This window comes from Indolivaga macrotermitis (assembly GCF_900128985.1).
Classification (GTDB): Bacteria; Bacteroidota; Bacteroidia; order Bacteroidales; family Dysgonomonadaceae; genus Dysgonomonas_A; species Dysgonomonas_A macrotermitis.
Map to the genome: position 1 here is coordinate 572,831 of NZ_FQUC01000001.1, position 15,123 is coordinate 587,953.

The following is a 15,123-nucleotide window of genomic DNA, read 5'->3' on the forward strand; positions in this document are numbered from 1 at the left end:
ACTTACTTCTTATTTCTTCAATGCCGGATACTCCGGAATATCCGGAAGGTACTCATAGCTCAGAGAATCATAGTCGATGCGGCAGCAGTAATGCTCAAGACCATTTGATACTATCAGATAGCGTACTTTTAAAACAATATTATATCGGGCTATCTGGTCAAAGACCTGTTGTGTAATAGGTATATCAGGAGCTTTGTATTCTACTATAACCAAAGGCGAGGGTGTATTGTCATATATTACCGAATCACATCTTTTAATACGGTTATTCAGACTGATTTGTATTTCATTTGATATTAACGATGCCGGATAACCTTTTTCGGTAATCAGGTAATTCACAAAATGCTGCCTGACCCATTCTTCGGGGGTCAAAGCTACATACTTCTTCCTGATCGGGTCCCAAATACATATTTTATCTGTTTTTTTTATTTTTGGATTGTATTCAGGGAGATTAAGTGCTAACATTTTGCTATCTTTGTCGATTAATTTTTTATATGCTACAACGCAACTTCTCTGTAATGGCGTATACATATTTTGTGTAAAACAAAAATAGATTTATTATGAAGACAAAACAAGAAATTGTAGACAATTGGTTACCCAGGTATACCAAACGTCCGTTGGAACAGTTTACGAAACACATTTTATTGACCAACTTTTCGAAATACGTAGAAATTTTTGCTGAACACTTCAAAGTTCCTATTCTTGGTTTGGATGGTAATATGCCTAATGCTTCGGCAAACGGTATTACAATTATCAACTTCGGGATGGGAAGTGCAAATGCTGCTACAATAATGGATTTACTTAGTGCAATAGAACCCAAAGCGGTGTTGTTCTTAGGTAAATGTGGCGGTATTAAAAAGCATAATCAGTTAGGTGACTATATTCTGCCGATTGCAGCTATCAGAGGAGAGGGAACGTCTAATGACTATTTCCCGCCTGAAGTGCCATCATTGCCTGCATTTAACCTTCTTCGTTCTCTGTCATCCAATATCCGTGACTTTAATAAGGATTATTGGACAGGTACGGTATATACTACTAACCGCCGTGTATGGGAACATGATGAAGAGTTTAAAGAATATCTTCGTTCGATCAGAGCGATGGCTGTAGATATGGAGACTGCGACCTTGTTTACTTGCGGATTTGCCAATCAGATACCTACAGGGGCTTTGTTGTTAGTGTCCGATCAACCGATGATTTCTGACGGAGTGAAAACCGAAAAAAGTGATAATGTTGTTACTCAAAACTTTGTAACCGAACATGTGATGATCGGTATCAAGGCGTTGACAACATTGATTAATAATGGCTCGACAGTAAAACACCTTCGTTTCGAGGATTTCTGATTCTGAGATCAATTATAACTGATGTCGTTCGAGCAAATAAAGAAAGATATATCTTCCGGTAAGTTTCATCCTGTCTATCTATTGATGGGGGATGAGCCTTATTATATAGATGACATAACCAATCATTTGTTGGCTACGGTTATTCCTGAAGAAGAAAAGGATTTTAACCAGACCATTCTTTATGGTGCCGAGACAGATGTAGCTTCGGTTGTAACATTATCCCGTAGTTTTCCGATGATGTCCGACCGCCAATTGGTCGTAGTTAAGGAGGCGCAGGGTATGAAAAAAATAGAAGACCTGGAAGTGTACATCAAGAATCCGTTGGCGAGTACCATACTTGTCCTTAATTACAAGAACGGAACACTCGATAAACGGAAAAAACTGTATGCCGAGATCGAAAAGCGGGGAGTTATCTTCGATTCGAAGAAAATTCCCGATTATAAGATGTCCGGATTCATCACTTCGTTCGTATCATCCAAAGGGCTTGGTATTGATGCCAAGTCGGCGCAAATGCTTGCCGATTATTTAGGTAACGACCTGAGTAAGGTAGTCAATGAAGTGGATAAGCTAATCTTGTCTATGGGACAGGATAAGAGGGTTACTGCTGAACTGATCGAACGGAATATAGGTATCAGTAAAGATTTCAATAATTACGAACTGCTCAAAGCTATTGTCGAGAAAGATATTCTGAAAGCGAACCGCATTGCTGATTATTTTGAAAAGAATCCTAAGAATAATCCTCTGATTGTGACTTTGGTTGTACTCTTTAATTTCTTTAGTAACCTTATGGTTTGTTACTGGGCAAAGGATAAGTCCGAAAATGGAATAGCTTCCGAACTAGGTTTCCGAAATTCGTATCAGGCAAAAGATTATGTCTTGGCTTTGAAGCATTACAATGCCTTCAAATCTATGGAGATAATGTCATTATTGCGTACATATGATGCAAAGTGTAAAGGGGTGGGTAATCCTTCAACTCCTGATGGGGAGCTTTTGAGAGAATTGTTATTCAAGATGATGCACTAATCAGTTTTACCTAAGAAAACAAATAATATAATAAAGCAAGATCTATCTTAGTCATAGGTCTTGCTTTTTTTATTTGTGCTTTGTGAAATCAGCAAGATCGGAAAAGATACATAGATATATTGATCTTACTTTTGTTACAGATAAAAACAATCAGCTATGAATTCAGAAGATAAATACAACCCAAGTCAACGAACTTCTACGACGGAAGAGTACTGTAGGCAGATTAATATAATCACGGAATATATTAATAACCATCTGGATGAGAATATAGATTTATCACGATTAGCCGAAATAAGTAATTTCTCCCCATTTCATTTTCATCGTATAACACGGGCTTTTCTGGGTGAACCTATCGGGGCTTATATCATACGGATGAAGATAGAGACTGCCGCCCGTTTATTAAGGTATACCGATCTGTCCGTTGCAGATATCGCATATAAGGTCGGGTATGATGTTCCGTCTTCGCTATCGAAAGTCTTTAAACAGCACTATGAAATCTCTCCGATAGATTACCGTAACAATAAAAATTATATGATTATGCAGACCATTAAAAAAGAACTCGACCTTAATATTAAAAAGGTCAAAATTGTAAATATCCCCCTCCGTAAGATGATCTATATAAAATTATTCGGAAAGTATGGAAATCTGGATTCTGGAGGTACTTGGGGACGCCTTTGGCAATTTGTGAAAGAGAATAAATTGTACTCGGCAGGGATAGAGCATATTGCAATCTATTATGATGACCCGAAAGTGACCGAACCCCAAAAATTAAGAACTGATCTTTGTCTTGTTATACAGAAAGATGCTAAACCTCACGGAGAAGTAGGTGTTCGCGAAATGGAAGGTGGTAAGTATGCAATGTTTCTGTATCACGGAGCATATGCTAATTTGGATGCGGTATATGATATAATCTATTCGGAGTTGCTGCCCCAGAATAGGCTGAAACTACGAAATGAACATTGCTTTGAAAAATATCTGAATCATCCGGACAGAACAGAACCCGATAAATTGAAAACAGAGATTTATGTTCCGGTAGAGTAGAGATGAAGTCTATATAAATAGAAAGGAGGTCGTTTGGGCAACCTCCTTCTCATTTATGTTAAGTCAACTATTGACTATAAGTTGAAAATGTTAAAAGTCAACAGTATAAGTAATTGAAACATCATCAATATTTACAGGGCAATAATCATTATGAAGCTTTCCGTCATACGATCTTATAAAGTAAACATAGGTGGTATATATGTATTGGTACATCTGTCCACTCCGTGATGTTATTACTGAAACATTTTGTCTTACTCCTCTTTTCTGATTGTTCGGATTACCCAACTTAACCCAACCAGCACCACTCTGTTCTAGGTCGATTGTTAACTTTGGTTGCTTTTCGCTCACAGGAACAGATTGAGTATAGCTGAATTCATAGATATCAGAATAGGTTCTTATATTATGACCTAGGAAAGACTTTTCCCAATCTGCAACATTCGGATCGTATATTAAATAAACAACCTCATTTTCTTTTACTTTAGTTTTGGTCTCAGAAGATGTTCCTTTAACTGTATAATATCTTTTACCAAGAGTTTTGTCTACATGAACTTTTACTAAATATGTTTTATTTCCAACTCTATGAGTGTAGGTATAATCAGAAGGTTCAGAAGTACTTCCGTTGGAATTACCTCTGTCGGAAGATGTACTTTCTCCTCTGGATGTATTTCTTGAACTGGTCGCAGATGTACTTCGTAATAAAGTTTGGTCAAAATGATCATTAAAATTTAGCTGATTCTCGAAAAAAATATATTCTCCTTCTATACTTTTATAAGTAATTAATTCAGGTAGATTTATAATTTTTTGGTATAAAAAGTTTATCTCTTTATCATCTAAGATAATGTTGCCTTTTTGATCGAAAGTAGAAGCGGAAGAATAGTTTTCACCATTATAAGTAAATCGAAGAATATTAGTTGATCGATCTTCTCTTTTGTTATTAATCCCATCATCAAAATCATTATTACTGCAAGATATAATAAAGAAAATACTAAGTGTGAAAAGAGCAACGAAAATTAAATTTTTCATAAATGTTAGTTTTGTTTGGATTAGTGTATAATATGTAATTGTAAATACAGTTTTGTATCAAGTATATGTGTCTAATTCTAAAAATATTTAGAATTATTTAATCTCATAAAAAGTATTAAATAATTCATTGCTTTCTCATGTTCAAGATGTCATGGATTTATGCTCGCGACAATCAGAGTATTGTTTTTATTAGAAGGAGAAAGCAGCCTTTTCGAGACTTTATTTCTATTTGTTTGCTTATACTACTAGCTTTTCAGATTAGAAATATTTTATCGCAGTAAATTTGAATTCATAATCAATCTTCGAAGATGGTCTTTCCAGCATATCAGAATTTTGAATGTAGAAAGTTATAGTGCGCGAACCGGTTATTAATTCATAACCAATAGTCTCATTATATTTGATGTTGTTGTTATCAACCCATGTTCTGACATAAGGTAAAGATGTTTGTATTTCGGTATTTCCCTCTGTCCAGAAAGTAGAAACTACAATTGCAGCATCGTCATATTGTGTTTGACTGAATCCATCTAGATTGCCGGTAGCTTCATATCTGCTATATTCGGAATTCCATTTCCATTGATTTGCTTGTATGACAATATATCTTTGATATATATCTGTACTATCATAATAGTATTCTTTATCTTCCCCACATGCGCTAAATAGTGTAGTTACTGAGAGTAGCAGAATTGCAATTTTGGCTATTGATAATAATCTCTTGTTCATCTTTGTCCCGGTTAGAGTGTTTTACAAACGTAAATAAAAAATATGAAATAAAAAAAGCATCCCGATAGTAAATCAAAGATGCTTTAGCAAAGGGTGAAAGACGGGGCTCGAACCCGCGACCTTCGGAACCACAATCCGACGCTCTAACCAACTGAGCTACGATCACCATGTTTGGTTTGCGGTGCAAAGATAGTTATTTTATAATTCGAAGCAAGCCGTTCGAGCGGAATTTTTCCGATATGCAGGAAAAATCTTTTCAGCAGAAGGTTAATCCTCTTTATATAAATAAATTCGCATTAGCACTGTCTGTACGGTCGAGGTAGGCAGCAACACCTCCCACAACTACATTATCCATTAGTTCTTCCTTCTTGATGCCCATAACATCCATCGACATCGAGCAGGCTATAATTTCGACGCCATTGTCTATAGCCTGTTTCATCAGTACTTCGAGGCTGTCTATATTCTTATTTTTCATTATAGAGCGCATCATCATTCCACCCATTCCGCCCATATTCATTTTCGACAATCCGAGTTTTTTACTATTGGATGGAAGCATAAATCCGAACATTTTACTCATAAAGTCTTTTTTCACAGACGGTTTTTGAGGTTTCTTTATAATACTCAATCCCCAGAATGTGAAGAACATACTGACTTTCTTACCAGCAGCTAATGCTCCGTTTGCTATAACGAAGGAAGCCAATGCTTTATCCAGATCATCGCTGAAAACGACCAGAGTTTTATTGTCCTTCCTCTCTTCGGACTGTAAACTAGCCTTTTTATCAGACGGTTGTTTCTCGATCACAGCGGTGATAACCCCCCTCGAACTATCCATGTTAAGCAGTTTAGCGCCGACCATACGTGTCCATCCATTGAGATCTTCACCAAATGCCTGATCTGTAACTTTTATTTCGAGACGATCTCCTTCAGCTATTGTATCGTAATTCTTTTTCAATTGCATTATCGGGCCGGGGCATTGCAATCCACAGGCATCTATTTTTATTGTTTTCATATTCTTGGTGGCTTTTGTTTCTTTGTCGTCTTTTTCTTGGTTGGCATTTGCTGCTCCTGAATAATCTTCAGTTGATGTAGAATAGGTTTTATATCCTCCGGAAAGATTAAATACGTCTTTACATCCGTTTTGCATTAGTATCCGGCTGGCAATATATCCTCTGAGTCCGACAGCGCAGTAAAGAATAATTTTTTTATTGTTCGGGATTTCAGAGAACCTGTTTCTTATTTCATCAAGTGGGATATTTATTGAGCCTTGTATGTTTCCGAGCTCATGCTCTTCTTTTGTCCGTACGTCTATAATCATCAGTCCTGATCTGTCGGATTTTCCTAATTCGTCCCAATGGATAATATTTACTTTGTTGCTGAGTATATTGTCAGCAACAAATCCGGCCATGTTTACAGGGTCTTTTGCCGAAGAATAGGGTGGGGCATAAGCATGCTCTATCTCTTCCAGATCGTATATATTTCCTCCTTTTTTGATGATTTGAGCAAATAAATCTATACGCTTATCTACTCCGTCGAAGCCTACAACTTGTGCACCTAGTAATTTTCCGTCTTCAGGTGAAAAATTTATTTTTATTGATAATGGTAAAGCTCCCGGATAATAATTGGCATGGCTACTTCCGTGCGTATATGAGGTTGTATGCGTAATATTTAATCTGTCCAGCAGTTTGGAGGATGCACCTGTGGCAGCCACAGTCAGATCAAATACTTTGGCGATAGAGGTGCCTATAGTGCCTGCATACTTATGCTTATTGTCTGTTAGTATATTATCCGCTACAATTCTGGCTTGTTTGTTGGCCGGACCTGCTAAAGGAATCAGTGAATATGAGTTGATTACAGGATTGAAAACTTCAATAGCATCACCTAATGCGTAAATACTTTCATCGGAAGTCTGCATATAGTCGTTCACCCTGATACCGCCCAACGAGCCTAATGTTAATCCTGCTTCCTTGGCTAATTTTACTTCGGGTCGTACTCCGATACTGAGTATAACAAGATCTGCTGAAATGTTATTCCGGTTTTTCAGTAAGACTTCAGTCCGGCTATTCTGCGTGCTGAATCCTTCGACCTCTTCACCTAAGTATAAAGAAACTCCCTTTTGTTTCAGATGCTGGTGTATAATAGCGGCCATCGGGAAATCAATAGGAGCCATTACTTGATTGCTTCTTTCTATAACCGAAACATTCAGTCCCGCATCCTTTAAATTCTCCACCATTTCGAGCCCGATGAATCCTCCGCCGATTACAATTGCTGTTTTAGGATTATTAAGTTCTATATACCTTTTAATCCTGTCCATATCAGGTACGTTTCTTAGCGAAAATATATTTGAGCTATCGATACCGGGTAAAGGCGGTCTTATAGGCTCGGCTCCGGTGGATACAATAAGTTTATCGTACTTTTCGACATATTTTTCTGATGTATTGAGGTTGTGTACCTCTATATATTTCTCTTCCGGATTGATGCGTGTTACATCCGATTTTATCCGTATATCTATATTGAAACGGTTTGTAAAGCTATCGACCGTTTGTACAAAAAGCCTGTCGCGTTCGCTGATGGCTCCTCCTATGTGATAGGGTAATCCACAATTGGCATACGAAACATATTCGCCTCTTTCGAATAATATTATTTCTGCTGTTTCGTCCATTCTTCTGAGTCTGGCTGCAGCGGTTGCTCCTCCGGCGACACCTCCTATTATAAGTATTTTCATATTTGTTATTAATTATATTTGCTATTGGCAAATAAATGAATAAATTTTTTATTTATAGTAAACTCTTTATTTGATTTGTAAGTTTCGAAAAATCAATGTTTTGTTCTTGCATCTCTTTTACTTTTTGTACACCTGTATCGGTCAATGAGAATATCATTTGGCGTTTATCGGTAGTCCCCATTTCCCTTGCGATATAGCCTTTATCTTCAACAGTTGTAATTATTCGCGAGACTCTTGAATTAGATAGTCCGACAAATTCGCATAACTGATTTGCAGCTTTGGGCTTACCATCCTTAAGACAACATAGTAACATCGCTTCATTGATTGTGATGCTATTCTTCTCGGCAAACTCTTTTTCGAAAATATAGAGAGCCTTATATATGTCCTTTAGCTTGCATATTGCTTCCATATAAAATATATTTGTTAGTAGAAACTATTTGCAAAGTAAATGATTTATTTTTGTTGCTAAAAATATTTGCTACTAAAAAATATATTTTAACTATGAAAATATTCAAGCAGGTATACGAAAGGAATGTAAGGTATAGGTTGGGAATGCAAAAATATTATCTTTGCTTCTAAATAAGAGCACTTAAAATGGAAAACCCCGAAGAAATTAAAATCAGCGTAAAACTGGATGAAAAAGATGTGATTAACTTTGTTTATTATGGGACTAGGAGACGAAAATCATTAATATTACTGCTAGTGGTGTGGATTATAGTATTTATAGCCAATCTATATATAGCGGTGGTCTCTTCTTACCCATTTAAATTAGAAGATAACATCATCTTGATAATATTGCCTGCGATTATGTTTGCCTATTGGGGATTATTAATTTATTCAGGTAAGTCGGTGTTCAAAAATAATCCGAGATTAAAGGAGCAACTGGAATATAGAATAAATGCGGAGACTATAAATGTCAAAGGAGAGTCTTTTGAATCAACTCTGACTTGGGATAAGACCTTCGGAGTCACCGAAAATAAAGCGAGTATATTTATCTGGCAGACCAAGCTTACAGCTAATATCATCCCTAAGAGATGCATAACTCCCGAAGATAAAGATTTTATCCTCAAGATAGGAAAACCTTATTCTAAGAAAAAATAGTAAGGTAATTTATCTGTACATTCTTTCGGTTACTATCTTTATCATTATGTATCTTTGTTCTTCGATTTGCAATCATGGAACAATTATTACAACAATTAAATAAATCGCAAGGAGAGGCTGTTCAGTTTATTGACGGGCCCTCTTTGGTGATAGCCGGAGCCGGCTCCGGAAAAACACGTGTACTTACATACAAAATAGCTTATCTCTTAAAGCAAGACTTGCCTGCACAACATATATTGGCGCTGACTTTTACAAATAAGGCTGCCCGCGAAATGAGATCCCGTGTGTCTGAATTGGTGGGAGAAAATATTGCCCGCAGGCTTTGGATGGGTACATTCCACTCGGTATTTTCTCGGATTTTGAGAACCGAAGCCGAGAGGATCGGATTTACTTCTAATTTCACTATTTTTGATTCGGCCGATTCACGTAATCTTATCAAAACCATCATTAAGGAATTGCAGCTGGATGACAAGGTATATAAACCTGCCCGTATCCAGTCAATGATATCGAATGCGAAAAATGCTTTAGTGTCTCCGACCGCTTATGCCCAAAGTAAAGAAATGCTAGAGTACGATATGAAAGCTAAAGTGCCTCAGGTGAAGGATATATATAAGATATATTGCAATCGCCTGCATGCGGCAAATACTATGGACTTTGACGATTTATTGTATTATACCAACCGCTTATTCAGAGATCATCCCGATGTATTGGCAGGATATCAGAACCGGTTTCAATATATTCTTGTAGATGAGTATCAGGATACAAACTTTGCACAATATCTGGTCGTTAAGCAATTGGCTGATATCCACCATAGAGTGTGTGTAGTAGGGGATGATGCCCAAAGTATTTATTCTTTCCGGGGGGCGAATATCGATAATATACTCAACTTCAAGAGTAATTACCCCGAAGCCCGTATTTTCAAACTGGAGCAGAATTACCGTTCGACTCAAAATATTGTAAATGCAGCAAACAGCCTGATAAAGCAGAATAAAGGGCAGATACAAAAGAATGTATTCTCCGAAAATGCAGTCGGTGAAAAGATAGAGGTGGCAAGCGCTTTCTCCGATTTTGAAGAAGGTGTAATTGTCGCTAATAAGATTCAGGATCTCCGTCGCAGTGAAGATGCTTCGTACAGTGATTTTGTTATTCTTTACAGAACCAATGCACAGTCTCGTGTATTTGAAGAATCACTGAGAAAGAAGAATATTCCATACCGTATTTATGGCGGTTTGTCATTTTATCAGCGCAAAGAAATCAAGGATGTTATAGCCTATTTCCGTATGGTTGTGAATCCGAAGGACGAAGAAGCTTTTAAGCGTATAATCAACTATCCTACACGCGGTATCGGTGCAACTACAGTCGGTAAAGTTACGGATACTGCACAGCTTCATAATATAAGCCTTTGGGAAGTAATAAACGACCCTTTGAAATATAACCTGAATGTAAATGCCGGAACTGCTAAAAAACTGAAAGACTTTCATCTATTAATAGATAGTTTTGCTCAAGAATTACCTGTTGCAACCGCTTACGAAATAGCGACCAAAATAGTAAAAGAAAGTGGTATTGCCCGTGAAGCATATCAGGATCAGACACCTGAAGGAATGAGCCGGCAGGAAAACTTACAAGAGCTGCTTGGAGGAATTCACGAGTTTTGCGAGAGCCGTATCGAGGAAGGAGAGAGCCGTGTTGGTTTGATAGACTTCCTGTCGGAAGTATCCTTACTGAGTGATCAGGATACGGATAAGGAGGAAGAAAAAGAGAAAGTAACCATGATGACTATTCATGCCTCTAAAGGTTTGGAGTTTAAGAATGTCTTTATTGTAGGGCTCGAAGAAGATCTTTTCCCATCTTCGATGGCAAAGTCAGAGCCCAGAGGACTCGAAGAAGAGCGCCGCTTATTCTATGTAGCCATTACCCGTGCCGAGAACTTCTGTATGTTGACTTATGCTAAGAGCAGGTTTCGTAACGGACAAACTAACTCTTGCCATCCGAGCCGTTTTCTGAGAGATATAGATAAGGAATATCTGAAAGCTAATACCGGAGTAATTGAAGGTGGGCAAGGTGGTGAATATTCTCAGTATTCGCAAGGAGGGTTCTGGGATACAGTACGAAGAAACAGAGAAGAAAGGGAGGAGCTTAAAGAGACTGTCAGAAAAGAGACTTCAATTTTTGAAAAGCCCGAATTTCCGCAGGAAACAGCATTTCCTAGCCGGACAAACTTTGTCAATGTAAAGAATGCCCAGCCTAAAAATCCGGTGAATAATAATATCGGGGATATTCAGGTGGGAGCAACAATTAAGCATGAGCGGTTTGGTATAGGTAAAATAGTATCCTTAGACGGGGATGCCGCCAGTCGAAAAGCAACAGTAGAATTTGAAAATGCAGGAACCAAACAACTATTGTTGAAATTTGCACGCTTCGAAATTATAGGGTAATGTTTTCTTTAAATATAAAAGAGACAAACCATTTGGTTTGTCTCTTTTCATTTATCTAAGATTAAGTTCCGCTATAGGTTAGGCTTCTCCTCCGAATTCCATTAGATAGGCTTTAATAAAATCATCAATATCTCCATCCATCACAGCATTAACGTTCGATGTTTGGTAGTTGGTACGATGATCTTTTACGCGGCGGTCGTCGAAGACATAACTGCGGATTTGTGATCCCCATTCTATCTTTTTCTTTCCGGCTTCAACATCCGATTGCATGCGGTTACGTTTCTCAAGCTCTATTTCGTATAATTGAGATTTAAGCAAACGAATCGCATTATCTTTGTTTCCGAATTGAGAACGGCTTTCGGTATTTTCGATTACAATTTCTTTCTCCTCTCCGGTTTCATCATCTTTGTATTTGTAGTGAAGACGAACTCCGGTTTCAACCTTGTTGACATTCTGTCCACCGGCTCCACTTGAACGGAAAGTATCCCATGTGATATCTCCCATTTTTACATCTATTTCGATACTGTCGTCAACGAGAGGCACAACAAATACCGAAGCAAATGATGTCATGCGCTTACCTTGCGCATTGTAAGGCGATACCCTGACCAAGCGGTGTACACCGTTTTCAGACTTTAGATATCCGTAGGCTAAGTCTCCTTCAACTTGCATAGTGGCAGTTTTAATTCCGGCTTCATCACCATCCTGCCAGTTGGTTATTGTTACTTTATAACCTTTGGATTCACACCATCTTTGATACATACGAAAAAGCATCGAAGCCCAGTCCTGACCTTCTGTGCCTCCTGCACCACTATTGATTTTGAGAACAGCTCCGAGTTGATCTTCTTCACGGCGAAGCATATTCTTCAGCTCCAGATTCTCTAACAATGCAATGGCATTTGTATAAGCCTGATCTACTTCTTCTTCGGAAGTAATCCCTTCTTTTTGAAAATCGAAAGCCAGTTGAAGTTCTTCGACTCCGGCTTTTACTTCATTATATCCGTTGACCCACCCTTTCAGTTCTCTGATAATTTTCATTTGAGCTTCAGCAGCTTTATTATCAGTCCAAAAATCAGGATCTTGTGTTCTTATTTCTTCTTCTTCGAGCTGGATTATCTTTGCATCGATGTCAAAGGTACCCCCTCAGCGCTAACTCGCGCTCCAACACTTCTTTGAGTTGGTCTGCTGTAATCATATCCGATTCAGTTTAAGTTTATAAATAAAAAATAGTGTGCAAAGGTAGTTATTTTTTGCACACTATTTATATTGTTTAGCTTGTAGAAGTATATTTCAGAACTTATATCCGAAGGAGAAAGCCCAACTCCGGTTTTTCCACGAAGGGTTGCTGCCATCAAGTTCTTTCATTGTATTAAGAATACCTCCTTCGTAATTAATTGATAGTGAATAGCGGCTGAATTCGACCCCTAATCCACCCGTAAAACCACAATCGAATCGGCGCATGCCAATTTCGTCGAATCCCTCATATACTATAGGGTAGTCAATCAATATAGTGCATTCGTCAATATAGGTATAATATCCAGATGCATATGTTTCATCATATTTTTCTCTGGCGTAGACTCCATATGCAAAGTACATACCGGCACTGGCAACCAAATTGAGCTTGTTGTTAAATACAGGGAGTCTAAATCCTAATTGTAATGGTAGTTGCAGGTAATTTAGTGTATACCTGTCAGTGCTCCAGCCCGCACTGCCATCGATGTATGAATAGTCCCAGCTATTATCGATCTCCGCACCTTTGGAGGTGAAATCCAGCCCGGATCGTAGAAAGAATCCTTTGGATAAGTCATAATCCATAGTAACTCCAAAATGGTAGCCTGACCTTAAAGAGGAATCAGAAAAGTCTCCTCCGGCAGAGGACAAGTTAAATCCGGCTTTGATTCCATAGCTGAACTTGGATTCGGTTTGTGCTTGTAACGAAATTACTGATACTATGAAACAGATAGAAAGAAGGTGTCTGATATTTTTCATGATAGAAAGGTGTTATATAAAAAAATAGTGAGTATATACTGAAGATGCTTATACTCGCTGATTCGTTGCTTTTGTATACTCTGATTATTCAGATATCTTATCTTTTAGACTTTCAGGTAGATAGAAGGTTTCGTTTACATCAATATATGTTGTTACCGAGCCAAGCTCTATTTCTTGACCATTCAGGTAAGCTATTGACTTGAAAGCAGGGACTACTAAAGTATTATTTCCTTTCTTTACAGTTAATTCGGGGAAGTCTTTTGAAGTATCGATGGTATAACTTCCGGGCTCGAAGATATCAGTATGTTTTGCGAATATTTGTCTGGTCATCTCTTTCAATGGAGTTTTCAACCCGACAACATCAAACAGGTAATTGTTGATCTGGATATTGGTGTTCATGCCCAGAGGCATGTCTCCCTGAGGATGGTAAGCTGCAAGGAACACTTCTTCGCCGGTATGTCCTCCGGTTGTGAATCCGAAATAGGTACGGCTGTTCATTATATCAACAATCGCATGTCCCATATTCTGGCTTTCGGACTTTTTCATATAATCGGTTTCCTTATAATTCTTAGAACTTAGGAGTGATTCGACTTCGTCTTCCGTTAGGTCGATATCAGTATATTTTTTGAACGTAGCCTTTATGTTTTCCGGTTTTTCATTAATCAGAATTTTCTCTAGTCCTTCTCCGGTTCGTTTATATTTAGATACATTCGCAAAGAGATCGTCTTTTGTTGCTTTGTCATACCTTTTCAGGTCGCGGCGCCCGATAGTAAAACCACTGTTACCGTGATCGGGTAGAATAATAACGGCGGTTTCCCCATCTTTTCTGGCAAAATCAATAGCAGCTCCTACAGCCCGGTCGAATGCAAGATATTCGGTAATACAGCCGACAGCATCGTTGCCGTGCGCAACCCAATCGACTTTACTGCCTTCGACCATAAGGAAAAAGCCATTCTCATTTTGCGAAAGATGTGCAATAGCCCTTTCTGTCATTTCTTTGAGTGATGGTATCAGGGTGCTGTCCCGGTCTATGTCGTATGGATGTTCTTTATCTCCAAATAATGCCCATATCTTGTCTCTCCCTTGAAAGTTACGGAATGCGTTCAGGTCATTTTCAATCAGGGTTGTATTTGTCTTTGTAAAACGGTCTCTCATGTCATCCGTAAGAATAGAAGTTCCGCCACCGAACACTACATCCAGATTATTGTATGCCATCTGCGAAGCTATATATTTGTATTCGCCCCTTTTATGGTAGTGGGACGAACAGTCGGCAGGCGTTGCATGAGGAAATTCAACGGTAACAACCAGCCCTGTAGCCTTGTTTTTCTCGATACGCGCGGCTTCGAGGATAGTTGTCAGTGGCTGATATGCCATTGCCGGATCTACATAGATAAGGTCGTTTTCCGGATCGGCAGGCGGATATATTGCTACATTGCCTGTCTGTTGAGGCATACCTGTCATGTAAGCCGAAGTTGTAGGAGCCGAGTCTCCGATAGGAGCATTGGATGAGAATGTCTTTACAGTACCACAAATGTAAGGATCAATATTGAGATTGTCTCCGCCCAAACGGTTGTAGATCTGATACCATCGTGCAGCCGAAACAACTCCGATAGAGGTCCCGTCAGGAATCATCAGAATAACATTCTTTACCGCTTTAACCGGTCTATGATACTGCTGTGCCCATACGATATTACAAAGTAAAACTAAACCTAAGATTAAAAGAGTCTTTCTCATA

13 protein-coding genes and 1 tRNA gene are annotated in these 15,123 nt (G+C 38.3%); 5 read left to right on the plus strand and 9 right to left on the minus strand.

Features of this window, described 5'->3' with window-relative positions; translation table 11 throughout:
- Positions 1–9 precede the first annotated feature (9 nt).
- Entirely contained in the window at positions 10–462 is a 453-nt protein-coding gene (locus BUC12_RS02255; protein WP_062175855.1) for a type I restriction enzyme HsdR N-terminal domain-containing protein, read from the minus strand.
- A gap of 95 nt (positions 463–557) precedes the next feature.
- On the opposite strand from BUC12_RS02255, the gene BUC12_RS02260 reads away from it, so the two are divergent.
- The 3 genes from BUC12_RS02260 to BUC12_RS02270 all read left to right on the plus strand — a co-directional run bounded on the left by BUC12_RS02260 (position 558) and on the right by BUC12_RS02270 (position 3,401).
- Positions 558–1,337, plus strand: a complete 780-nt coding sequence (locus tag BUC12_RS02260; RefSeq protein ID WP_062175543.1) for an AMP nucleosidase — start codon at positions 558–560, stop codon at positions 1,335–1,337.
- Between the two features lie 21 nt (positions 1,338–1,358).
- Entirely contained in the window at positions 1,359–2,360 is a 1,002-nt protein-coding gene (gene holA, locus BUC12_RS02265; RefSeq protein ID WP_062175544.1) for a DNA polymerase III subunit delta, read from the plus strand.
- 156 nt (positions 2,361–2,516) lie between these two features.
- Positions 2,517–3,401 carry an AraC family transcriptional regulator gene (locus BUC12_RS02270; protein WP_062175545.1) on the plus strand — a complete coding sequence of 295 codons (885 nt, stop codon included), beginning with the start codon at positions 2,517–2,519 and terminating at the stop codon, positions 3,399–3,401.
- 90 nt (positions 3,402–3,491) lie between these two features.
- Here BUC12_RS02270 and BUC12_RS02275 read toward each other — a convergent pair whose 3' ends face one another.
- From BUC12_RS02275 to BUC12_RS02295, 5 genes are all read right to left on the minus strand, one after another.
- The gene (locus BUC12_RS02275) at positions 3,492–4,424 is read right to left on the minus strand and encodes a hypothetical protein (protein WP_062175546.1); all 933 of its coding nucleotides are present in this window, start codon (positions 4,422–4,424) and stop codon (positions 3,492–3,494) included.
- A gap of 258 nt (positions 4,425–4,682) precedes the next feature.
- On the minus strand, positions 4,683–5,144 hold the full coding sequence (locus BUC12_RS02280) for a hypothetical protein (protein ID WP_062175547.1): 462 nt from the start codon (positions 5,142–5,144) through the stop codon (positions 4,683–4,685).
- A 91-nt stretch (positions 5,145–5,235) separates the two neighbouring features.
- Positions 5,236–5,311: transfer RNA gene (locus BUC12_RS02285), tRNA-His, on the minus strand.
- A 110-nt stretch (positions 5,312–5,421) separates the two neighbouring features.
- Positions 5,422–7,866 carry an FAD-dependent oxidoreductase gene (locus BUC12_RS02290; protein ID WP_062175548.1) on the minus strand — a complete coding sequence of 815 codons (2,445 nt, stop codon included), beginning with the start codon at positions 7,864–7,866 and terminating at the stop codon, positions 5,422–5,424.
- Between the two features lie 52 nt (positions 7,867–7,918).
- Positions 7,919–8,275: a MarR family winged helix-turn-helix transcriptional regulator gene (locus tag BUC12_RS02295; protein ID WP_062175549.1), complete on the minus strand. Its 357-nt coding sequence runs from the start codon at positions 8,273–8,275 to the stop codon at positions 7,919–7,921.
- A 185-nt stretch (positions 8,276–8,460) separates the two neighbouring features.
- On the opposite strand from BUC12_RS02295, the gene BUC12_RS02300 reads away from it, so the two are divergent.
- Positions 8,461–8,967, plus strand: coding sequence for a YcxB family protein (locus tag BUC12_RS02300; RefSeq protein WP_062175550.1), 507 nt, complete (start codon positions 8,461–8,463; stop codon positions 8,965–8,967).
- 74 nt (positions 8,968–9,041) lie between these two features.
- Positions 9,042–11,402, plus strand: a complete 2,361-nt coding sequence (locus BUC12_RS02305; RefSeq protein WP_062175551.1) for an ATP-dependent helicase — start codon at positions 9,042–9,044, stop codon at positions 11,400–11,402.
- 78 nt (positions 11,403–11,480) lie between these two features.
- Here the strand turns inward: BUC12_RS02305 and prfB are convergent.
- The 3 genes from prfB to BUC12_RS02320 all read right to left on the minus strand — a co-directional run bounded on the left by prfB (position 11,481) and on the right by BUC12_RS02320 (position 15,122).
- Positions 11,481–12,594 (minus strand): peptide chain release factor 2 gene (prfB, locus tag BUC12_RS02310; protein WP_139261987.1). Its coding sequence is split into 2 segments (ribosomal slippage): positions 11,481–12,530 and positions 12,532–12,594, totalling 1,113 coding nucleotides; the frame shifts between segments, so codons are not numbered across the junction.
- Between the two features lie 95 nt (positions 12,595–12,689).
- Positions 12,690–13,388, minus strand: coding sequence for a porin family protein (locus BUC12_RS02315; protein ID WP_062175553.1), 699 nt, complete (start codon positions 13,386–13,388; stop codon positions 12,690–12,692).
- Between the two features lie 84 nt (positions 13,389–13,472).
- Positions 13,473–15,122, minus strand: coding sequence for an alkaline phosphatase (locus BUC12_RS02320; RefSeq protein WP_062175857.1), 1,650 nt, complete (start codon positions 15,120–15,122; stop codon positions 13,473–13,475).
- Position 15,123 lies beyond the last annotated feature (1 nt).

Excerpts from the sequence above, each read along its gene's own strand:
- BUC12_RS02315 (WP_062175553.1), bottom strand. The coding sequence starts at position 13,388 with ATGAAAAATATCAGACACCTTCTTTCTATCTGTTTCATAGTATCAGTA.
- BUC12_RS02280 (WP_062175547.1), bottom strand. The coding sequence starts at position 5,144 with ATGAACAAGAGATTATTATCAATAGCCAAAATTGCAATTCTGCTACTC.
- holA (WP_062175544.1), top strand. The coding sequence starts at position 1,359 with ATGTCGTTCGAGCAAATAAAGAAAGATATATCTTCCGGTAAGTTTCAT.
- BUC12_RS02275 (WP_062175546.1), bottom strand. The coding sequence starts at position 4,424 with ATGAAAAATTTAATTTTCGTTGCTCTTTTCACACTTAGTATTTTCTTT.
- BUC12_RS02260 (WP_062175543.1), top strand. The coding sequence starts at position 558 with ATGAAGACAAAACAAGAAATTGTAGACAATTGGTTACCCAGGTATACC.
- BUC12_RS02290 (WP_062175548.1), bottom strand. The coding sequence starts at position 7,866 with ATGAAAATACTTATAATAGGAGGTGTCGCCGGAGGAGCAACCGCTGCA.
- BUC12_RS02300 (WP_062175550.1), top strand. The coding sequence starts at position 8,461 with ATGGAAAACCCCGAAGAAATTAAAATCAGCGTAAAACTGGATGAAAAA.
- BUC12_RS02270 (WP_062175545.1), top strand. The coding sequence starts at position 2,517 with ATGAATTCAGAAGATAAATACAACCCAAGTCAACGAACTTCTACGACG.
- BUC12_RS02305 (WP_062175551.1), top strand. The coding sequence starts at position 9,042 with ATGGAACAATTATTACAACAATTAAATAAATCGCAAGGAGAGGCTGTT.
- BUC12_RS02320 (WP_062175857.1), bottom strand. The coding sequence starts at position 15,122 with ATGAGAAAGACTCTTTTAATCTTAGGTTTAGTTTTACTTTGTAATATC.
- BUC12_RS02255 (WP_062175855.1), bottom strand. The coding sequence starts at position 462 with ATGTTAGCACTTAATCTCCCTGAATACAATCCAAAAATAAAAAAAACA.
- BUC12_RS02295 (WP_062175549.1), bottom strand. The coding sequence starts at position 8,275 with ATGGAAGCAATATGCAAGCTAAAGGACATATATAAGGCTCTCTATATT.